At 34.7% G+C, this 22,179-nt stretch carries 16 protein-coding genes; 1 reads left to right on the top strand and 15 read right to left on the bottom strand.

The genetic code is table 11. The annotated features are described in order from the left end of the window. Window positions 1–1,164, bottom strand: coding sequence for a hypothetical protein (locus AC0VXY_RS04450; RefSeq protein ID WP_475527048.1), 1,164 nt, complete (start codon window positions 1,162–1,164; stop codon window positions 1–3). A 474-nt stretch (window positions 1,165–1,638) separates the two neighbouring features. On the opposite strand from AC0VXY_RS04450, the gene AC0VXY_RS04445 reads away from it, so the two are divergent. Further along, window positions 1,639–1,776, top strand: a complete 138-nt coding sequence (locus tag AC0VXY_RS04445; RefSeq protein ID WP_475527047.1) for a hypothetical protein — start codon at window positions 1,639–1,641, stop codon at window positions 1,774–1,776. Window positions 1,777–1,869: 93 nt separating this feature from the next. On the opposite strand, the gene AC0VXY_RS04440 is transcribed toward AC0VXY_RS04445, so the two are convergent. The 14 genes from AC0VXY_RS04440 to AC0VXY_RS04375 form a co-directional block, all read right to left on the bottom strand. After that, window positions 1,870–3,096 carry a DUF819 family protein gene (locus AC0VXY_RS04440; protein WP_475527046.1) on the bottom strand — a complete coding sequence of 409 codons (1,227 nt, stop codon included), beginning with the start codon at window positions 3,094–3,096 and terminating at the stop codon, window positions 1,870–1,872. 620 nt (window positions 3,097–3,716) lie between these two features. After that, on the bottom strand, window positions 3,717–4,154 hold the full coding sequence (locus tag AC0VXY_RS04435; RefSeq protein ID WP_475527045.1) for a hypothetical protein: 438 nt from the start codon (window positions 4,152–4,154) through the stop codon (window positions 3,717–3,719). A gap of 133 nt (window positions 4,155–4,287) precedes the next feature. After that, window positions 4,288–4,944, bottom strand: a complete 657-nt coding sequence (locus AC0VXY_RS04430) for a hypothetical protein (RefSeq protein ID WP_475527044.1) — start codon at window positions 4,942–4,944, stop codon at window positions 4,288–4,290. A 163-nt stretch (window positions 4,945–5,107) separates the two neighbouring features. Beyond that, the gene (locus tag AC0VXY_RS04425; RefSeq protein WP_475527043.1) at window positions 5,108–7,579 is read right to left on the bottom strand and encodes a DUF2357 domain-containing protein; all 2,472 of its coding nucleotides are present in this window, start codon (window positions 7,577–7,579) and stop codon (window positions 5,108–5,110) included. A gap of 2 nt (window positions 7,580–7,581) precedes the next feature. Beyond that, a complete protein-coding gene (locus AC0VXY_RS04420; protein WP_475527042.1) occupies window positions 7,582–9,846 on the bottom strand; it encodes an McrB family protein in 2,265 nt (754 codons plus the stop codon). Window positions 9,847–9,951: 105 nt separating this feature from the next. Further along, a complete protein-coding gene (locus AC0VXY_RS04415; RefSeq protein WP_475527041.1) occupies window positions 9,952–11,595 on the bottom strand; it encodes a hypothetical protein in 1,644 nt (547 codons plus the stop codon). Window positions 11,596–11,758: 163 nt separating this feature from the next. Then, entirely contained in the window at window positions 11,759–12,004 is a 246-nt protein-coding gene (locus AC0VXY_RS04410; RefSeq protein ID WP_475527040.1) for a hypothetical protein, read from the bottom strand. A 26-nt stretch (window positions 12,005–12,030) separates the two neighbouring features. After that, the gene (locus AC0VXY_RS04405) at window positions 12,031–12,537 is read right to left on the bottom strand and encodes a hypothetical protein (protein ID WP_475527039.1); all 507 of its coding nucleotides are present in this window, start codon (window positions 12,535–12,537) and stop codon (window positions 12,031–12,033) included. A 4-nt stretch (window positions 12,538–12,541) separates the two neighbouring features. Beyond that, window positions 12,542–14,533, bottom strand: coding sequence for an AAA family ATPase (locus tag AC0VXY_RS04400; RefSeq protein ID WP_475527038.1), 1,992 nt, complete (start codon window positions 14,531–14,533; stop codon window positions 12,542–12,544). Next, the gene (locus tag AC0VXY_RS04395) at window positions 14,523–14,678 is read right to left on the bottom strand and encodes a hypothetical protein (RefSeq protein ID WP_475527037.1); all 156 of its coding nucleotides are present in this window, start codon (window positions 14,676–14,678) and stop codon (window positions 14,523–14,525) included. The genes AC0VXY_RS04400 and AC0VXY_RS04395 overlap by 11 nt, the downstream gene beginning before the upstream one ends. A 3-nt stretch (window positions 14,679–14,681) precedes the next feature. Further along, window positions 14,682–16,832, bottom strand: a complete 2,151-nt coding sequence (locus tag AC0VXY_RS04390; RefSeq protein WP_475527036.1) for a DEAD/DEAH box helicase family protein — start codon at window positions 16,830–16,832, stop codon at window positions 14,682–14,684. A 128-nt stretch (window positions 16,833–16,960) separates the two neighbouring features. Next, window positions 16,961–17,761, bottom strand: a complete 801-nt coding sequence (locus AC0VXY_RS04385; RefSeq protein WP_475527035.1) for a hypothetical protein — start codon at window positions 17,759–17,761, stop codon at window positions 16,961–16,963. A 12-nt stretch (window positions 17,762–17,773) separates the two neighbouring features. Then, window positions 17,774–21,202 carry a hypothetical protein gene (locus AC0VXY_RS04380; RefSeq protein WP_475527034.1) on the bottom strand — a complete coding sequence of 1,143 codons (3,429 nt, stop codon included), beginning with the start codon at window positions 21,200–21,202 and terminating at the stop codon, window positions 17,774–17,776. Beyond that, window positions 21,199–22,077, bottom strand: coding sequence for a DUF4007 family protein (locus AC0VXY_RS04375; protein ID WP_475527033.1), 879 nt, complete (start codon window positions 22,075–22,077; stop codon window positions 21,199–21,201). The genes AC0VXY_RS04380 and AC0VXY_RS04375 overlap by 4 nt, the downstream gene beginning before the upstream one ends. Between the last annotated feature and the right edge of the window lie 102 nt (window positions 22,078–22,179).

Raw genomic sequence — 22,179 nt, 5'->3', positions numbered from 1 at the left:
TTACGATTTTATATATTCGAATTGTTTTTCAATCCATTCTTCCACCATAGTTTCAGATTTAAAAAATAGTTGTGCTAGTTCTAATAAATCAGAAAACATGATGTTGTCTGCTCTTATTAAATGTGTTCTAACAGATGCGTCTGTTATAACGCCTCCAGAAGCCAAGCTACTTCCCATTCTTTCGCTTATCTTATTATTTTTATAAATATTTATTGCTAAATCTAAATGATTCAATCGTATTTCATTGAATGGTATATCATATGAATCTATAGCATCTAAATGAATCATTCTTCCGACTAATATTCCTTCAGATAAACTCTCCTCTGACAGTTCTTCTAGTGACATACTAAAGTGTTTCTGATTCGATTCATTTTTCATAGTTGCATTCGTTTCTAATTTTCGAATCCCCTTAATACTGTACTCATAAAATTGCTTCCTTTTCTTTTCATCCTTTCCAAACTCCCCATCACCTAAATCTGGTAAGAAAATTTCACAACCCTCACTTTTTCCAGGGTATATTTTTAACCTCGCTATCCACTTTGGATTTGGTGTTCTTAAAAATTCTTCTTCTAATATCATTGGTGGTGCAACCTTACTTAACATATAAGGATCTATACGGATGTATAAATTCTCATTACCATATTTATCAATAAAATATCTTGGTATTCTACTATCTAAATATTCATTTATAAACAAATAATGCTCCTTATATTTACAAGTTCTATATTTCGGAAAATTAGGAATGGGATTATAATTAATTGCTCTTAATTTGATTAATTCTAAGTCCTTACTTCCATTTGGCTTTTTACGTAATTCATCAATTAACTCAGGAAATTTTTTGAAAACTGTTTGTTCTGAATGATACTTTTCAAATGATCGATTAGCATGGAATTCTTTACTGAATGAGAGTACATCTTGAATTATCGAGGAAACAACTAATACTATAGAAGCATCACCTTCAAGAATAACGTTGTGTAAGTAGTAAAAAACACCATTTTTATCATTTTCAGTTATTATGGCTTGTCTAGTAGGTATAAATGAATCTATCAATTGATTATTAGTTTGTAATTCTTCTTTGAAAAAGGAAGCTAAATCGAGTAAATCCCATTTTTTTATTTTTGCTATTTTTTCTATATACTCATAATATAATTCTAATTCATCCATTATTTTCTCTCCTTAATTTCTTCGATGGTCCTTCTTATTCTACTAAATCATTCCGTTAGTTTAAGTTTTTTCACTATCTCTATATATATTTCAGCATTATTATCCAATTAAAATGTAAATTATTATTCAAAAAATGGCCCGATTGTTGAACACAAGTTAACCACTCATCTTCAACAATCCGACACTATAGTTTAAGTAATATCCTTCACAATGTTATCTGAAGCTGATCCTCTTTGCTGCGCAGTATTTAGTCTATTACTCAATATAAGAGTTATTCTACAATACGTCTTCTTTGTTTCCCAGCTCGATTACACCTTAAATTAAACAAGGATTGATATGTCAAAACGCCATCTTCCCAAGCTTTATTCGTTAAATTAAATGACTTAAAATAAAAATAAATAATCAAGATGATATAAAAAAAGCAATTCAATCGGGGCATTCATACATCCAAGTCAGGAAAGGAAGTATCCATTAATGAAAGTAGAAAAATTCCGTAACCACAATAGTTACCAAGTGACATATCCTGATGAGAAAAAACAATTATTGAAAGCATTGGAGAAAGATAATCCGATCCTTACAGAAGATGAAATCAAGAAGATGTTAAAGGGCTGATGGGGGATATATAAGATTAATGACCACCACAAAGAAATATCCACACCTTCCATACAAAGGATTGGATCTTTCTAGTTAAGAAAAGAAAACCTATCACATCAAACCAGAAAACCACAATCCCAATGTCGTCCCAATATAATTCCCAATAATATACCCTAAAGTCCCCACCACAAGTATCGGTCCAATCAAATCTTTCCATCCTTTCGCAATAGCCATCGCAGCAGCGGTTGTCGGCCCTCCCACATTGGCATTGCTGGCCAGAAGGATCTCTTCAAGGTCATACTTTAATAGTTTTCCTACTGTTAAAGACACAGCCAGGTTCACTACGACAATAATGAACACAAATACAAGAAGCAGCGGAGCATTTTGGACAATGAGTGGGATTGATGCCGGAATACCAATCACCACAAAGAACAAGTAAATGAGGAACGTACCGATTTCCTGGCTTCCATTAATCGATTCAAAGTACTTCGGAAACAAGGCAAGTGCCAGGAAGGTTAATGTAGTCAACATTAAGTACTGGTCGCCGAACAATCCATTCAGCAAATTGAGAAAGAAAGACGTCTCCTCACCGGAAGGAATCACTCCGTCCAGGAATTCGGCAATTTTAAACGAAACCATCACGAGCAGGAAGGCAGTCCCTACAGACAACGCAATATCCTTTAGAGAGATATCCTTTCGCTCCCAAAAGCTTTCCGCAAGGGTCTTTCCCTCATCTTTCATTCTTCCGCTCTCAACTTTTTCCACATGCGGTGCGTTAAAGCGTCTTCTGAAAAAGCTCATGGCCGGAATCATCATCAGAACGATGAAATAAATCGCCATCATTAAATTGTCTGCGACCACGGCGGAAGAAACCATTTCCCCAGGCGCTTCGAACTTTGCTGCCATCGCTGCAAAATTTACCCCGCCACCAACATAAGAGGCACTAAGCATCGCGCCAATCTTATCAAGGACTGGTATATGATCCTTTAACAAAAAGAAACTGATGATCACCCCTGCAACCGTCCCGATGGAGCTGATCAAGAAAAGAATCAACAACCGTCCGCTTTCCTGCCAGATCTTTTTAAAGTTCACATGGAAAAGCAGCAGCGGAATCGCAAGCGGAATGATAAATGTCCAGACAGCATCATAAACCGGCGACTCTGTAGGAATAACCCCCGTATTTGATAGAATAATAGCACCTATCAGCGCAACAATGGCTCCAGAAATCTTCGCCGCCCAACTATAGCGCTGCTCTAAAATAATGCTCACCGAAGCCCACACGACAATGATTCCCCACAACGTTACATAATCATCTGCTTTAATTAAAGTCTGCTCCATAACGTTTCCTCCTTTTTACAGTTTTTCTCACTATTCATATAGTACCTGTAGTAGGTGGAAAATTCAAAATATTGGTGGTGGGGTCGAGAACTCAATTAACTGGGAACGTACCCACTCTACTTAGTAAAAAGAAGCGCTAGCTACGTCCCAGCGCTTCCAATTTAACAAACAGGGACAGATACCTCGGACCAATAGCCGAGGTATCTGTCCCTGTGAATTTGAGACTTTGAAAGGAAAGGGAGTTTCGTTCCCTCAGTTCTATCATTATTTGATTACTAATAACATAATTGAACTAAGTGATACTAAAAAAGAAACAGATAGCACAACAAAAGGTACTTTATATTTATTTTTATACGATGCAAACGACATTACTCCCGTGAAAAATAAAAAAAGAAACTGTAATCCCAGTGATTGAGCGAACGGGCCAATATAAACAAGAAATCCAATAAGCAACGCCGACACAAAAAATATTAAAATTATTTGATTCTTCATTTAATCACCTCATTATTGGCAAGCTCTTGTTCCTTACCAACTTCTTACTGAACTATATTGTCGACTAAAGGTTAACTGGGGAAGGTTGGCATTCTACTTTTCAAGGTAGAGTGAGAACCGTCTCGTAATTATTTTTGTTTTTCGAGCTTAACCTTTGTAGTCGTCCCCAAAGCAGAAACCTCATAACTTAATACCCCATCTTGGTATGTCATAGTTTTAGTATCATCCGAAGATGCAAGCATAGCATTTTCCGTTTTACTATGGTCATTTTCTGAATCCCAAGTATAAGGTTCGCCTGCAGATGTAGGAGCGGTAAATGAGCCAGCCCAATATAGAGATTTTGTGTCGCCGTTATCGCTTATCCAGTAGATTTCAATCGTATCATTGCTAATTGTAGCAGCTTGATAAGTGTCTGAGGATTTACTATTTGTCTGTTTCCACTCACCTGCTAACTCTGGTATTTTCTTTGAGGTTTTATCGCTGTTTCCTGAACTTGTTGAACTACACCCAGCAAATAGACCTGTAAGTACTGATACTAAAAGGGCAATGAATATCGTTTTTTTCATTTTTGTCATCCTCCTACTATTAATTTATCTAGTCATTTTCTGACTCGAAATGCGACTTCAAATTGGTCTGCTGGAGTTAACCGGGGACGGTTCCCTCTGTATGAGTAGAAGAGATTCCGCCCCCACTCACTCCTTAGCTTCCCTGGTACCCTCCACCGTTCATAAATGATTTCAACTCTTCCAGATTCTCACCGTCCATCAAGTAAGTCACTCCAAATGTTTCGCCTTGTCCATTATGATTTAGAGCAATGTCTAAATCGTGGACGATTCTCTTCATATACATATATGAATAATTCAAATCCAGACTGGCCGGCCTCCAATCACTCACGGCTGTTTGAGCTTCCGTCTCCCCTCCCGTGTCGTCTATATGGGCCGTTCTTACATACTGAAGATGCCCGATTGTAGCAGCAAGCAACCTGATATTCAACAAGTCGCTTGATTTAGGTTTAGCCTGAAACCTTAGGAACTCATCGACTTCATTGGATACTTTTTTAGACTTTAAATACCAATCATATTCCTTATCAAAACCAGCTTCGACCAGAGAAGCGTCCATAGGCTCATCCAAGATCCTCTTTAAGCTCTCTACGACTTTAACGGCTTCTTCCTTATTTTCCAAGAAGTTTTCCTTCATCTCATTCTGTTCTTCGTCTTGTATAGACTTGAATGATTTCACTTCTACATTCGCTACTTTTTCAACTGGTTGTTTTGGTTCAGACGTTTCTTCTGCTGAGCAACCGACCAATAATGTTCCGATTAAAATGGATGCGGTGTAGTACTTTAATTTCACCAAACTTAATTCCTCCTAAAACTCCTTTTTCCGTGTCACATGTATATCTTTTAGGTTTACCAGGGAAGGATTTCATCTTACTAAAGTAATGTTGGTTAGAAAAATGGTGCTTGACCCCTAACTAAAACATTAACGTACTAAGCGTCAGACAAATTATCTTCCTAGATTACTGACTAAACACAAAACTCCTTATCAAACTAAAAGCCCGTGCCGGCTGCTTCCTCAACAATTCCAAAGAAACAACCTCCAAAACCTCACCATCCTGCAAAACCTCAATCCGTCCACTAACCCTATTCAACAAAACCTCCACATGCCCAATCTGATATGCCAAGACCTTCCGAGCACGATCCACAGAAACATCATCCAAACTAGTAAACACCCTACTACTCAACCGCCTCAACATCCTCCAAAGCTTAATCTCCTCCCCAGACTTCATAAACAACTCCGGAAGCTCCTCAGACTGCTCCAACAATGACATTGTCGACATCATATGAGATTGGATCCCGTATCCTACAGGCTTAATCACCTTCTTCAAGACTTGCCAACTCTCCACTACAAACCTAACCTTACCGCCATTAACCTTTATATCTTCAACTCTTCCATAATACTGAATCCCATTCACAGGACCCGCCTCACTACTCACTTCACTCGTCACATACAGAGCAACATACAAACTCTCCTGCCATCCCCTCTTTAAAGAAGAAGAGTCTAGCTCAAAATACTTTTCCCTCTTATACTCTTGATAATCGGACCTGTCATTCACCGTTCCAACAAGCACCTTCACATCCAAAGAAGACTCCCAATGCTTCCAAGCACCCGTAGGCAGCACACCCTCTTCCTGCAGATCCTCAGGATTACTCTCCACCAATCGCTCCACTAATGTCTCCACTAGCACAGTCGAATTAGGCAAAAACGGCAGTCCACCAATATTCACCTCATCAATGCTCTTATAAAAAGGATGGTCTAAGTAAACCTGTTCTTCATGCCACGGAAACAACACAAACGCACCAAACGAATACCGCTCATAGCTATCTCTCTCATGATGCTTTCTCACCAATGCATCTCGATAACGATGCATCGTATTAATATCCTCTTCCAACGGCCCAACCTTTTCAGCCTGATCAGATCCAAAACCGAAATCAATCCGATACTTCGCATCAAACACATAATGATAGCGATTATGTGAGTACTTCTTCTCCACCTCAAGCATAATATCAGGCTTCTGCGTAACTGTAGGTACCTTCCCTTCTCTCTTTTGAAAAGAAAGGACAATTCGCTCTCCGGTCTGAGGGTGCGTGAACACCTGTTTTGCGTTAGAAGTTTGGTCTAAGTCAACAAATAATGCGCCATGACGAATTGCCACAACATCCTGATATTCGGGCACATACTTCGCTCGTAATATCTGTCCCATCTTCAGGTACGTCCAATACTCATAAAGCGTCGCGACATCCTTCACCGACATTTTGAAAAGCTCACCTTCAAGCATCAACCCTCTGGTCACAACAAGATAGATTTTATACGCATCCCGATAACCAATCTTTCTCTGGATCACCATGCTTGTGACCGTTCGATCCACACTACTTATCCCTTTCCAAAATGGTTTATTCAAATAAGCTTTCAGGGTACCTTGCATCCCTTTGACCTTGAGCAGCAAATCTTCATCTACCTTCCGCTCATACCTACCCGATTGACTGCTTATCTTAGCAGCAAGATCCGCTAGCTTATGAGTTAGCCGCTCCATTATCCACTTCACAAATCGGTTTTCTAACGTATCATAAGTAATCGTTTTTCGAGCATTTAACCCCTTCACAGGAAAAACAGGCTTATCATGCAGTACTAGTCCATTGTCTGCTTCCATAAGCAACTGAGGATTGCTTCGTAAATGCTTACGTCCCTTGCTATCTAACCTCTTAATCCGTTCCCCTCTCACCATTTGATGCTCCGTCAACAGCTGGTGATGAGGCTGTTCCTCAATCCGTTGAATCGACTTAATAAAGCTCTGAAAATAGAACTCTATCAACCGATAAAACTCCGCCAAAGAAGGATTCTCCGATAAGTGGTTAGAAGCCCCGAGAAACGTCTTCTTAATAAAATGAAAAGCAAGATTATACACTTCATCATTTACTTCCTCTAGAAGCTTACGATAATCATCCTTATAACCTAATTTCGTTGGGAAAATTTCAAGCTTCACTTCAAGCAATGTTTTCTCATGATGCTTAATCGAAAAACTCGTATATCCCACTTCATTCATAAACTGTAAATTCCCCATCAGGATCGGATGACTTCCTCTACCAACTGGTTCAACCGCATTCCTTAAACCTGGATGCTCATGATAAAAAGACAGGCTTTTATCTTTCTTTGGAGAAATCACAAACTGATACACTCCATTTTCAAAGAAAATAGGTGAAAATGGCTGACCCTGCACTTCTTCAAGAGAATCCGTTTCAACATCGTACAATTCTACCGATTGAACGCTCTCACCTCTATAGGTAAACGCCATAACTTTTTTCTCAAGAGCAGAATGCTTCCGATACTGTGTTAAACTCTCAAATCTCGCATTATACGGCATACCCTTAATATAAAGGGAGAAATCGTCAGTCTCAATATACAGCAGCTCTTTCGTTTCCAATCCATTCATCCTTAACTACCCCAGAAGGAAGTGAAGCCATCATGCATGATTTTCGGAATCATATTAGACAGCTTTTCCGCTGATTTAGAAAAACGAGCTTCCTTCACGATCGAGGCTGCATTCATCTCATCCCACTCATGGCTTGTACAGAATAGAAATAGCTTCTTCAATGCCTCTTCCGTTTTCAAATCGTTCCCTGTTAATCTTGGAAGAACCTTTTGAACTAACTGATAATCAAAAGCGTCATCAAACTTCATCAGTTGTCCCTCATCGTTATAAATCATGTAGAAGCAAACTTCATCACGTACCCGGTACCCGAAATGAGCCTTAATCGGTTCCAATATTGTATTTACTTCAACAAGCAACCCAGTAACCTTTCTCACAAGATCCTCATGATCAAAGAAAGCATCCTTCAGATTTAGAAACCTTCCAGCCATTTGTTTATTGTCTATATCTACTGGTTCAGCAATCGAATCCTTTGTTAAAAATCCAAAATGATCTAGCACCACGTCATTGTATTCAATCGTATTCGCCCGATCTAACACCTTTGGACTGAACGGATGAGTCGTCTCATCCATGTTCACTGTGCCAATAATGTAGAAATTATCTCGTAAAAGAAGTCTTCCTACTTCTTCTTCCTCCACAACAGGAGCTGATACCATCTCACCATTCTGACGATCACGACTTTCCATCACACTCAACAAGTCACTAAAATAGTATTCTACTCGCGCTAGATTCATCTCATCCAACAACAAGAAATAAGGCTTATCACGGTTTTCTGGCTTATTCGCTTCCATTAATACTTTTGTTAACGGTCCTGCCTGAAACTCTCCTTTAATATCCCGATATCCAATTAGATCGGATCCGTCACTCCAGTCAGGTCTTACTGGAATTAGGGCAAACTGTCCATTTTCTGCCGTAGCACCAAGACTTTCAGCAAAGAGTTGTACGATTCTTGTTTTTCCGGTACCTGAGATACCGGAGAGGATGACGAATGGTTTTGTTTTAAGAGATAGATATAGGTTAATGATATCTTTTCGTTCATAGTAAAAACCTTTGTTTGAAATGTAAGAGTGAATATGATCAATCCCTTGCTGGTCAGTAGAAAAAGTCATAATTTCACTCCTTATATTTTCATCATTAATATCATCTGTTACCTGAAGATGATTAACGATTTCTTGAGGTAATCTATCTTTAAATTTATTTAACAATTTAGTACTAAAAGAATTTGATACTTTGTAAAAATACCCCTGCTTTACATTTCCATTGCGATCAAACGGACCATCTTCATCCTTTCTCCATTGCTCAGGAATTTCTGCCTTATTTATAACTTGATCTAAGGTATTGAACAGAACCTTCAAGTAATTGCCTTGCTCTTCCCAATTACTATGGCTAGAAAATGAAGAAGGCTTTGGCTTATCTTCTGAAGCTCTTTCTACTATACATATAGAACGAATCGCAACATCTGAATAAGCAAATACAATATCACCGGGTTGCGCTAGCATGACATCATTATGGTGGGCAAGGGGCGTACCTTTTTTATCTGTTTTCGGTGACCATAGGAAGCCTCCTTCAATCTGAAGTTTGGCGCTTTGTCCTTGGTTTACCCACCAGAAGTTAACACTCTTAGAACTATTAAGATCTGCAAACCTAGAAACAACATCTAAATTGTTATCAATAAGTTTAAATCCTTGTAACCAAGATAAAGTATCTCCTAATCTTCTAGTTGCAACCGACTCGGTTATTGGAGTACCTGTTGTAGAACTTTTAATTGTTAAATACATAATTTCCAACAAAATATTCCTCTTAATCTGTGGCGATAACCTTCCCATGTGATCTAGAAGATTGTATATTAACCTAAAAAAAGGTGACTTTAAAATTAATTCCCTATTAAGTACATTTTGATCGGTTAGAAAGTTCATTGAATCATTAAAATGTCCTGGAAGATCCGATGTCCTATAAGATCTAATTTCAATAGTATTATTTTTTTTAGCTTCAACAAATGGAAGTAACTTTAACATATAAAATACTAAGGCCTCTATTGATTTTTCATCTTTGTTATTAAAAGATATATTCCTATTTTGAATTAAATGCTCAAAATATTTTAAGAATACATTTTTCTTAATAAAGACTTCACTTGTTTTATTTTGATTAATATGTAATAGAAAACCGTCTATTTTTACATCCACTTTGAATTGAGTAAAGGCGGCGAAATTTACAATGTTATTTTTTGAAAAAAAGCTATCAAAAAATTGTTCAAACATTTTGTTTTGCATTTTATTACCCCTATTTCTTAATAATAACTAATACCATTATATCCTAAATTAAAACACCCACGAGACTTACCAATTCTAGTGGGTATTTGATAAAATTTAATTATTCTATTTTATATTAGTAGTCGGCCAAGTAAAGTTACTTTTATAGTATCGTGATTTTAATTTCGTCAAATCATATTCCCATTCACCGATGGCATAGCTAAACTTTTTCGTTTCATTTTTTTGCCCTTTTCTTAACTTGACATGTTGTGCTATTGTATATGCTACTTTACGTAATCCAATTTGTTTAACAGCGATTTCGAGAACTTTCCATCTTTTCTCTCTTGATTTACCTGTGATTTGATATCCCATTTTTCTTAAATCACTTTCCTCATTCAATAAGTTATTATCTTCGGATCTTATACCACTATGGTTAGTAGATAGTTCAGTACTTGGCCATGTAAAGTCATTTATATTTCTCTTTTGACTCTTCATTTGATCTTCATCATTGCTTTCTCCTTTGTATTCTCTTACATCAACCCACATATTTCCGACCTTTTTTACTATTTCTTTAAAAAGCTTATGAGTAACATATGCTTTTCCTAATTTATTGTCAGAAAGCGCCTTTACTAATACATAACCTTCTTCTTTTCTTGAGAAGGTATCTTTGAAAACTTTTAAATATATCCACTCTTCAAATAGTTTCTTATTTGTGTCTGGTAGTTGATATTCATTTCCATTTATTTTTATTACATACCAGATTTTCCTATGGTTTCTCTCGATATTTTCTTGTGCATTGCTATTACCCGGCACTTTTTTTGTTTTCCTTTCAAATCTTTCAAGTCTCTTGTCTATAGACTTAAAAATCTTTTCTTTTTCTTTAAGATCCAGAAAGATTACCTGCTTTTGATAGGATTCAACTTTTTTAAAATCTGTATGTGAAACATTATTCCCTTTTAATATACTTGTACATAGTTTATAAAGAGCAAAATCTTTTTCGGGCCGTGTTAAATAAGCTTTAGAGGCTTTAGTTTTCTTGAGCAAATTTTCATCCTTATCTAAATAAAATGCTAACCATAGTATCCTAACAAAATCTTTTTTATCTATAGTTGAATCAATATAATCCCATTCATTTATGATTCTATCAAGATAACTCATAAGAATATCGTTCATATCAAAGCATAAATAAAGGCTTCCGAGCTCAGAGATAATGTTTGGTTCATTTGTGTCTATAACTTGTTCGGAGATTTGTTTTGCATTAGTACGCATGAAGCTCTTGATTTCTTTCAAATGATTCAAATTTTTTATAAAGTCGAAAACAGCCTTGTATGAAGTATCTAGTTCATGTACATCTTGCGGCCGGTATTTAAACAACTCAGAAAAATATTGTGTAAGAAGTTTAAGTGTTTCCTTATTGTATGAACTAGTTTCCAATGTATTAAGAGCCACAATAGTATCCTTACTTTGTAGAGAATCAACTTTACTCTCTATTTTACTGAGCCGATTTAAATAATGATTTGTCTCTTTTTGTTGAACAAGTTCTATTTGATCAACTTTCTTTTCTTCATCAAATGCTTGAAATCTTAGTTTAAGTTCATTATTTTCACTTGAAATAACGTTTATTTCTTCTTTTAAATTCAATATCTGGTGATCAAGTGACTTATTCACTCTCTTTAATTCCTGAATCTGCAACTTATACTCCTCAATCATTTCACTTAGCTGACTGTCAATCAAAGCTAGAATACTATCTTTAGTAGTAGAAGTTTTCATCTATACTTGCTCCCTTTAAATCACTTATTCCTTGTATATTTTTATTATCGGATTTTACAGGAAACTCTTTACAAACCTATGGTATATATATCATTCCTATTTTGCTCAATAAGCAGGACCACAAAAAAAAGAGCTGGCAAACGCCAGCTCAAAAAGTAATTAATTATTTTACATACCTCTTATATTTGTTCTTAAATGTTACTGTACTCATCATTAATTCGGGAACTTTTACTCCTTCCCAAGTGTTTGTTGTATTAATACCATCATCATACAAGGAGATTATTTCTTCACAAACATCAATGACATCATTTAGTGAGTAATCCTTTCCTTCTTCATCTAATTTTTTCTTAATATGAACTGGTATTTGTTCTGGCCATTTGGATTGTTTTTTTGCAATAGGCTCTGCCATCGTTAAACTCATTCCTTCGTTATTATCTACTTAAGAGCAAAATCAACGATATCTAAATCGTCTGTATCTCTTAGATCATAGTCAAACTCATTTATCAACTGATACATATTCTCTAATAAATCTTCCTCGTAATTTGAGGTTGTTATATCTGCAAGAAGTTTTTCATGCAGCTTCTCAACACCACCAAGAACGTAACTTATAAATATTTTATTGTTTTCTTCTGTTGATTCTTTACTGCCTTCTTTGAAAGCCATCTTTATTCTTTCTTCTGCATCTGATTTTTGAGAATTTAACAACATAACTAATCTGTAAAGAAACTTTAGTCTCCTTTGTTCTTTTATTAAAGTTTCTACAAATATTTTTGTGGTTTTTCCAGTATTCTCTTCATCTACCACGTGGTTATAGTGAAGTCCTATAAGGGGGGCAATAAACAAGACATCAAGGTTTCTATTAAAAATTCCGTATTCTTTATCGGTTAACTCATTTACAAGTTCTGCATGCTTACCTTTGAATATAAATTCTTTATCGAACATATATCTAACACTCCTTGAGAACGGTACTAGTCTCTGATTGCTTTTTTAATTCATATGTTTTAGCTATTTTATTTTTCAACACTTTTTCTGCATGATTCCAGTCCTTGTGCATTACAAATATTAATATCTGTTCAGCTACTTCAGGCATAATCTTAGCGATATTTTCAATATGTTTTTCATCAGCATTCGAGAATGGTCCATCCATTACAAGGGGATAAGGTTCAGAGGTAAGTTCTAAACTGTTGTCAATACGATTTATATTCTCTCTTGCTAACTTGACTATTCCACATATAAACGAAAAGCTGGTTACAATCTCAAGGCCTTTTGATTCATCAGCTTTATTAGAGAACCCTTGATTAATATTTGGCGTATCTAATTGATAGACATATTTTTCATTGATTTTGATTGACCTTGACCCATGATACATCTTTTTGAAAATCTCATTTACTTTTTCTTCAAGTTTTGCACGAAACTCTTTTTCATTTTTATCATAAGAAGATTTTAGAATATCATTAACGACTTGAGCATATTTAATATATTCACTTATATGTTTGTTCTTTTCATCTGCTGAACTAAATTCCGTAATTTTTTTGACAATATCATTGATTTGTTGATCAATGCTTCCCAATCGTTCCTTTAATGATTCTCTATGGCTGTTATATTCACTAATTTTTCCTTTGAATAATTTGTTTTCTTTTTCAACTTCTCCAATGTCTTGGAAAGAAGAAATATCATCACTAATTTCATCATTTTTCTCATGTAATATTGAAATTTCATTTTCATTTTCTCTAAATTTCTTATATTGATTGATAAAACTCTCCTTTAGGTTGTTGGAGGGAGAAAGATGAAGAGAAGCATCGTTTCTAAAATTATTGATTAATGTACCTAATGATTGTGGTGGTAAGTAAGATTGTTCTAGTTTCAAATGATTGATTGCATCTTCATTAGAATTTATAATTGTTCCACACACACACTTACCTCTTTTTATTAAAAAATCGATTGAGTCACCATGCATCTCAGGTATTCCTTTATCATGCATTTTTTGCTTTTCTAGTATTTCTTGTGATTTTGAGATCAACTTAGTGCCAAAATACATAAATTTCTCATTGAATTCTTTTTTTATACCTTTGTATATTTCATTGTTCAACTCTCTCTTTGTTGCAATTGAATCTTCATTATGTTTTCTTCTTAGTTGTATCTCTTTGATTTCTTGATTTTCCTTTAATATCTTCTCATTCTTTTCAACCTGATTTTGGAAATATTCAACTGAATTTAAATTTGAAGTTATTTGTTCTTCGATTGATTTTTTCTGGTCTAAAAGATCACTCTTATTTTTTTGAGATGTGTTTAATTCTGCATTTCCACTTAAATCTAGACTTTCTCTAAAACGTCCTATAACTGAATGCTTATGCCCCGCACTTAAATGTTCAACTGCATTGTTTAAGGCTTCAAGCCCTAATACTGTTTTTACCGCACGGGCTAGATCTTCTTTGCCTTTTTTCTCATTTCTCCCTAAATTCTCTATTCTTTCTCCATCAAAAAAGAAATAAGATGTTAATTCTTCTGGAATGATTTTATTTACTGTATCTTCTAGATCAAAAGAATCTACGAATTTTGTTTGGCCATCTTTATCTTTATAACTTATTGACTGCTTAGCCTGCATTGGATTAACACTTTGGGATGTATTTTTGTACTCTTGGCTTCTCTCTATCGTATATTGAGTAGAATTATGCATTAATACTAGTTTCACTTTAACAGTTTTAGACTCATTAACTTTTAAATCCTGAGCGAGCTCAAGATTTAATAAAAAATCCTTTGTTTTGAAATTTGCTTTTCCATATAATACCCAATTGAATGCTTGAAGAAGAGTCGTTTTCCCGCTAGTATTCTCCCCTAATATAACTGTCACATTCTTATCTTGAGAAGTGCCAAAATTAATTGTATGTTTATTTTTATATTGTCGGAAATTTTCAAGTGTAATACTCTTAATAAACATTCTTTTTGACCTCCTCTTCTATAATTTTTTGAATTTTTTTTAGCATTTCTTCTTTTCGATATTTCTTTGTTCTCAAGTTATCTTTTTCAAGTTCCACAATTCTACGCATAATATTTTTGACTTTTCCTTCGTCTAAATTATTCAATGATTACACCTCTTTAATACTGTATGCTTCCTTTAACTCGTTAATAAGTTTCAGGCCTTCTGCCTCATTTAAGGCTAAACTTGAAAAGTCATTGATTCTTTCTATCTCTTTTTTCACCAAAGAAAGGTCAGTAGCAATCTCTTGTTCATTTAAATTTTTTATTGTTTTTAAGTCTCTAGGAAGAGTTACAAAATCATAAATTGTAGAATACTCCTTACCTTTAGCAAGTCTCAACACTCTACCTCGCCTTTGAATATACTCTTTAGGATTAGTACTACTTGCTAGAATAAACGCATTTTTGATTTCTGGAATATTTACACCTTCGTCTAAACACTTTATTGCAACAAGTGCTTGAATATTATTTCCTTTTGAAAATTCTTGCTTTAGTTTAATTCTCTCTTCTCTATTTTCTTCTGAAGTAAACTTTGCTACTTTTAGATTTAATTCATTACCTAATATATCTAAGACGTGACTTATCTGTTTCGTTTCTTCTAAATTCATAACTCCGTCTAAATAATCTGGATCTTTTATTGTGGTAGCCCCACAGTATACTAATGTGTGCTTATCAAATTGATCAGGTTTCTTTAAAATTTCTTTTTTTAACTTAACTAGTTTATCTACTGCTCCTGCAACTAGTCTTGCCCGTTTAATTGCAATTTTCTTTCCTTTTTCGCTGAGTTTTTGTGCTCCATCCTCATTGAACATATAGCATTTTGCTAATTCTCTCGATAACTCTCTATACTGTTGTAATTCCGTTTCTGACAAATAAGTGGGAATAGGATAGTAATAGTAAGGTGTCAACTTACCTTCACGAATAGCAACTTCTAACGAATAGTTAATACATTCAGGTCCAAAATACTCTCTTAATGACTGTGTGCCCTCCGGATCGCCGTGTCTATCAATGGTTGCAGATAATGCAAGTCGATAAGGGGCATTATCTAATTGATAATTCCTCATATTTAGAGCGCCGAAATTATGAGCTTCATCCACTACAATAAGGACGTTTCTTTTTAATTTGCTTATTTGTTCTTGTACATAACTAGAAGAATAGGTGGCATTAGTAGTGACAAATAAACAACTTTTATTAAATTGAATATTTAATTTCATGTCAAAATCAATAACTGCTCTTTTAAGTCTTCTTTTCCAATCTTTTTGACCAGAACTCGAATACCCAATTATTGGATTTACATTAAATTTAATTATGTCCTCTACCCACTGCTCGACCAAATGTTGATAAGGGCAAACAATGATAATAAATAAATCATGTTGAACATACTTAGACAGTTCAACAATAGCTGATAAACCAGTTATCGTTTTTCCCGTCCCAGTTGCCATGTTAAATATCCCTTTAAAATTGTTGGATTTCCAGTTGTTAATAGCCTCTAATTGGTAATCATATAAGGTCATTCCTTTTGGAATAGCCGGGAATGTATCCATCTTCTTATTAACAGTATAATTTTCATTATTTTCGAAGACTAAATCACTTTTTTTATAACTCAACATTTTTTCTTCTACTGCCTTTGGGAATTGTATTACTTTAACTCCAGAAGTATTATCATTCCACAACTCATCAAAATCGTTCTCTTTAGTCGCAACTCTTTTGTCGTCACCATTTACCCATGAAAAAAACACATCAATTGATTCAAAGTTAGATGAAAACGCATTTTGAGTCTCATTTAGAGATCCATTAAATGCTAATTTATTCTCATTTTCATCATACATAATGCCAATCTTCTCATGGTACATCCCTAGTTTATTTTTGGTTTCTAAAAATGCAATCTTTATATCTAAGTAACCGTGACATATGAGGTTAGAGATAAAATTTAATCTCTCCTCTTCAAACTCATTATTAGGTGCATTGAGACTTCTTAGAAGTGAATTCTCGATTGCTTTATCTCTATCTAAGTAACCTTTAGATATAGCTTCAAGATCTTTTTCGTCTAGTCTAGGAGAAGATATTAGTTTAATTCGTCCACTATTATTAATTAACCCCTCAATGCCCATTGACAATTCGATCAATGAAGAAGAAGAAAAGAAGCCTACAGCTCTTTTGTATAAAATAGAGTTGCTCAAAACAGGGTTATAAAATGATTTAACAACATCATCATTAGAAGAACGGTAATCAGTCTTAATATTTAATTGTGTAAAATTCATAATTTATCATCTCAAATTTAGTAGAATAGTATCATTCAGTAATATTATAACAATAATATTACAAATATAATACAATTGTTGACAAAAAATACCCACCAGATTTTAGAAAATCTAGTGGGTATTTCTTATTATGAAAATGAACAAACACAAGGCACAGTTTCATCTTTAATATTTATAAAGTTGTCTACGCCTTCGCGCTCCATTTGTTCTCGATATTCTTTTAGTGTGTATGGGCCACCGTTTTTCTTAAGAATTGAAACATCTTTCTCAAAATGCTCACGGAAGTTTTCTTCCATTTCTTCTTGCTCTTGATAACGATCAGGCCATACTTTATATAATAGGGCGTAGTGACCAAATCCTCCACGTACACAACGCCCACCACAGTTTGCATGAGAGAAGCCCATCTCGTACATTCTTGGTAGTTTAATTCCCCATTCATTCTCAATAATAGATCTAGCGTCAACATCTGCTCTAAACGTCTCAATCATCGGGAATCTAGTTTCAATAGGTTCTAAAGGATAATGCTTATAAAATTCTCTTAAATTATCTGCACGATGTGACTCGTGAGGTCCAATCCCAAAATATAAGATAGGTTCAAGATTATGCTTGTCCCGGAGTTCCTCTAGGAATACAATCGTTTGATATACCTTTAACTCTTCAGAACATTTAGCTAATCGTGAGTTCCCTAGGAACCGGTAATCATAGAATACTTCTTCTGGTGTTCTACCATCGATTCTTTCGGTAATTTCTATTCCGATATAGTCAGCAACTTCATCCATGAAGCGGTAATTATCATCGTCTTCCCATAATGTATTGGTAAAGAATAATATACTATTTTCTTTCCCATGAGCTTGTACCATTTTGTATGCAACATATGAACTAGCTGCTCCCCCACTGAACATGGCTACATGGACTGGCTTTCTTTCCATTATATCTCTCCTCTATTTTACAAACTCTTTTACTAGGTTGTAGATCATGTACTCAACTTCTTCTTTCGGAACGTTTCTTCCAGCATTTTTAATCATACGATGAACGTTCTTGTAGATAGTCTGAGTTTTTGTAGAAAGATCTACTTTAGTAATAGATTTGTCGTCTCCATTTAAACTAATGGTTAAATAGTCTCCTTCTGGTAAGGCTTCATTAGTAGAATTATAGTCTTTAAGAAGTAATTGTTCAAACATCTGATCCGTAGTATCCGACCATTCGTTTAAAGGAACTCCAACAACGTTGAGGATCAATCCTTCAATCCAGTTATCTTCTTGCGATTTCATAATTCCGTTTACCAAAGAGTTATTCTTTTTAACTATCGCGTCTTTAGTCTCTGCCCATTCGTACATTTCAGCAAAGTTATTTACATTCAACAAGGACAGTACCCTAGTTTCTAATTTATTTTTATATTCTCCTAAGAAAAGCTCTAATTCCCCTTTATGTTTAAGAAGAAGATTAAGGTCATTTTGGTACAATTGATACAGCTTTTCTAGAGTAGATCTAGGATCTATTTCACTTCTTTTAACAGTGTCTCTGAATTCCTCGAGGTCTTTTCCTACATTTGTTGAAATTTGTGAAAACCTAGGTAAGTTCCTTAACCAATTAAGAAGACCGCTGCTTAGCATGACAGGGGTTGAACTGTTCATTGCATTCTCAGATACGTACTCTCCGAAGATAGTCTTGATTTCTGTAAAAAGAGGCTTATACTTTTCATCAAAATCATAATAGACAAACGTATACTCAGCAGCTTCTTCTAACATTGAATAAAGTTTTTCTCCAGTCAATCCAGGCACATACATTCCATTTCTATAGAACATAATCTGCTCCCATTTGTCGCGGATTAAGCTTACAAGGAGGATTGGAATTAAAGGTGCTCTGATACCAAACGGTTTATTTTCTAAAATACTCGAAAGATCACTTAACTTCCCTTCAGTATTTTGCTCTAATAATTCTAGTAGCTTTCTTCTAATTTCATGTAAATCAGTAGATTCTATGTTTTCTAAATCGGTTATGTCTAGCTTGTTGTTCTTAAAAATGGTTGCATATATTAAATAGTCAGGACCATTCCCTTCGATTTGTATCGAACTCGGATAATCTGATAGAACATGATCCACTACATTATATGCAGCTTTCTTTTGTACAGAGTTTATTTTTCTCCTTACAAAAGAATCGTTTCGAACTTCCGGTGTATGAGGATAAAGGGTGTACATTAAGTTGGAAAGCACTTTTTCAAGCACAATATCATTTTTAATTTGTAGATTTTTCCCTTTACGAATCCACTTCAACTCTGAACTAAAGCTAGTGTATGTGCTCATGAATTTTTGAATGGAGTGGTAAAGATCCTCTAACTTCAAAGATAATTCTTTCAACAAATCTTTATCATTCTTTATAAAACTTATATCTGACTTCAAATCAGTTAAGATATGATAATCCATCACTTGATTTATTATTTCTTCAATACTTTTGTTAGCTATTGCAAAGTACGAATGTTCGTCATAGGCTTGATTACTGATTATTTCAGTAACACGTTGGTAGTCTCTAATATTTTCTAAAATAACGTAATGAACGACAGCATCTGCATTCATTTCTTCACGAACCTTGGCTGCATCGAAGGTTTCTTCAATAATTTCTGAGCTTAGACAAATATTAACTGTTGCGAATCTTGTCATACTCTTATTGTCGTTATAATCATTGGCCAAGAAGAATTTTTTGCTGATCGTGTTTTCAAGAAGCAACTTCTTTTGATTTAAGGTTAAGTTAATAGTTTCTCTCCTAGACTGCACTTCCATATCTAAGTCAATCGAACTTCCTTCAAACAGCTCCCATTGTTCGAGTATTCGATTAAAACGTATCACCTTTAAACTTGTTAACCCATTTAATAACTCTTTAGTTTTTTTCATATTATCATTAAAAGAAAATGCCAAAAACTCTGTTGTCAACTTCTGGGAAGTGTTGAGATTACTCATCGTCCATAAAGTTATAAATTTAAATAAATGGTTTAAGTCCGTTCTATTATCGGGAATCCTTTCAGATAGCCTCATATAAATTTGAAGATTTTTATCTTCTATATGCTCTTCAAATTCCAATTCAGGAAAAAAGAAATCAAATAACTTACTAGATAGGTAATAGCGATCACTATTTCTTTCAATGTGTTGCTGTAATCCTCCAGCATCGTTGCTTTGAAGGAATGTAAATAACGTTCTTTCGTTTTGAGCAAACTTGTTAGACAAGTGTGGTAGAACAAATAGCGTAACAGGATGAATAGGATAAGCTCCTTTAATGACTAATCGTTCAATCTCAACTTGGTTCAGGTTTGAGAATAACGGGTATTTTCTAAGCTCACTTTTCGTTGTTGCTGCCTCTTCAGAAGAAATTTCATTTCTATCTGACTCCGAAAGAATAGATTCTGTTATGCGTATGAATGTAGAGCGATCACTATCTATGTGATACAACTTATACCGCTTTTCAATTCTTTGAAATTCATTTTGGTATTCTTCACTAAACTTAAAAAAGTAATGTCTTAAATTCTTGTGAGTAATGAACAAAAGGTGTAAATGTGTTGCATGGTTATCTGCAAGTTCAGCTAGATCTTGAAGGTCTTGCATTGTCTCGTGAATCATTGTTGTATTGATACTTTGTAAAAAACGTCCAAATTCATCGTAAACAATAAATAAGCCTATATGTTGTTTATCCAATTCATCCATAACATACTTTAATTGTTCAATAAAATCTTCTTTATAATCAATGGAAAACTCAGCACCAGAAGACAATACAGGAAAGATTTCTTTAAACCACTGTATTTCTTCGCGGTCATAACTTTGAATTTTAATTCTCCATAATTCAAGGTCCCGTCCTGATTCCTTCAATAACTTCTTAAATGATCGATAGGTCTTAGGAAAATCCTCTTTCCAAGTATCGACCATACTAAAAATTTTGGATATGACCCCAGGAACAACAATATCCAGGTTATTTTCATCAAGTGTCCTCATGATTGCTGATATGATTGACTGTCTAAAGCTTCCTTCGTTTCCGTTTAGTATTACTGGTAGATAACGCTTCTGGTTGCCTTGAAATTTAGTCAATTCGTTAAAGACTTTATCATCCACATTATTGAATTTCTTAATTAAATGGTTCATGGCAGATTCGTTTACACTTTTCGATGCCATACCCCCAATTAACGTCCCTAATAATGATTTCCCCGTTCCGTAAGGTCCAACAATTATATGCGCACGTTTACTCTCTTCGTTGTTAAAGCCTTCTAAGATATTTTGTAATGAATCTGCGTGTGAAGGTGTTGGTAAGTAGTCTCTGAAAAACTCTTTTTTACCTAAGTCAAATTTAATATTCACACTAGATTTAAAATTTCTTTTTACCTTATTCATACTAGTGTCTCAGCCTTTCGTTTATATTCAAACTCTAATAATTCTAGAGATGAAATATCTGGAAGTCGTACGGTGTCTAGGTTGTTTGTTCTTGTAAATTGCAGAGGGTACTTAGGATGATACGTCAATCCTTCTAACGCCTTTACAATTGATGGACGACTTAAATTAAACACCTTACCCCATAATCCTTTATTTGTAGCGATTTCTTCTACACTCACATTATCAATTTCATGTAGCTCAGCATATTTAATCAATGTATAATACAGCGCACTTTCGCCGATGTCTTCAATGACCGGAGTTTTCTTTATAATCATGCCTTTGTTTTCTTTAATTAAACCAGTTTTATTTATCGGACTTTGAATCACTTCTTCAGGATCAACTACACTTTGTCCTGCAGTGTAAAGTTTAATCATGCAATCAATATCCCTCTTTAACGATCGTTCCGAAAACTTTTTATCTTCATTCGTATTCACCCAGTCAACTAACGAGACGTGTAAGTCTTCTTTGCTTATTACGCCATTAGAAAAAATGTTAAAGAACCAATACCATGTGGTCGCAGGCTCCATTTGATGTACAAGATGAAAATGAAGGATTGAGGCAGTATCGTTAAATTGAATAAACTTGTCATAGTTATATAACACTTGTCCTAACGGAGTAAGAAGATGAATTTTCTTTCTTTCTTCATTAAACTTCTCTTCCACTACTCCTGTAGCTACCACCCAAAACCTTAAAGATTTAACCATATTCTTTCCTAGTCCCATCTTTTCAAAAGCTTCGTCATCATAGAAGAATCTTTCATCTTGTTTCAAGTGCTTAATTGCTTTATTTAGCCATCTATCTCTTAAATAGAAACTCTGATGTTGTCCATATGCCATAATTAAATCAGCCTTCCAAATTCTATAGTAACACTTCTGGAGATACGTCTCCAGAAGTCGTTTTCGCCGATAATAATGCACCTAGATATCTCATCTAGATGC

The organism is Rossellomorea sp. QJM3NY_18 (assembly GCF_056173145.1).
The sequence above is the reverse complement of the archived record's forward strand: the minus strand, read 5'-3'. Positions and strand labels throughout refer to the sequence as shown.

Bases quoted from the DNA above. Each gene is read 5' to 3' on its own strand.
- AC0VXY_RS04450 (WP_475527048.1), bottom strand. From the start codon at position 1,164: ATGGATGAATTAGAATTATATTATGAGTATATAGAAAAAATAGCAAAA.
- AC0VXY_RS04445 (WP_475527047.1), top strand. From the start codon at position 1,639: ATGAAAGTAGAAAAATTCCGTAACCACAATAGTTACCAAGTGACATAT.
- AC0VXY_RS04440 (WP_475527046.1), bottom strand. From the start codon at position 3,096: ATGGAGCAGACTTTAATTAAAGCAGATGATTATGTAACGTTGTGGGGA.
- AC0VXY_RS04435 (WP_475527045.1), bottom strand. From the start codon at position 4,154: ATGAAAAAAACGATATTCATTGCCCTTTTAGTATCAGTACTTACAGGT.
- AC0VXY_RS04425 (WP_475527043.1), bottom strand. From the start codon at position 7,579: ATGAATGGATTGGAAACGAAAGAGCTGCTGTATATTGAGACTGACGAT.
- AC0VXY_RS04420 (WP_475527042.1), bottom strand. From the start codon at position 9,846: ATGCAAAACAAAATGTTTGAACAATTTTTTGATAGCTTTTTTTCAAAA.
- AC0VXY_RS04415 (WP_475527041.1), bottom strand. From the start codon at position 11,595: ATGAAAACTTCTACTACTAAAGATAGTATTCTAGCTTTGATTGACAGT.
- AC0VXY_RS04410 (WP_475527040.1), bottom strand. From the start codon at position 12,004: ATGGCAGAGCCTATTGCAAAAAAACAATCCAAATGGCCAGAACAAATA.
- AC0VXY_RS04405 (WP_475527039.1), bottom strand. From the start codon at position 12,537: ATGTTCGATAAAGAATTTATATTCAAAGGTAAGCATGCAGAACTTGTA.
- AC0VXY_RS04400 (WP_475527038.1), bottom strand. From the start codon at position 14,533: ATGTTTATTAAGAGTATTACACTTGAAAATTTCCGACAATATAAAAAT.
- AC0VXY_RS04390 (WP_475527036.1), bottom strand. From the start codon at position 16,832: ATGAATTTTACACAATTAAATATTAAGACTGATTACCGTTCTTCTAAT.
- AC0VXY_RS04385 (WP_475527035.1), bottom strand. From the start codon at position 17,761: ATGGAAAGAAAGCCAGTCCATGTAGCCATGTTCAGTGGGGGAGCAGCT.
- AC0VXY_RS04380 (WP_475527034.1), bottom strand. From the start codon at position 21,202: ATGAATAAGGTAAAAAGAAATTTTAAATCTAGTGTGAATATTAAATTT.
- AC0VXY_RS04375 (WP_475527033.1), bottom strand. From the start codon at position 22,077: ATGGCATATGGACAACATCAGAGTTTCTATTTAAGAGATAGATGGCTA.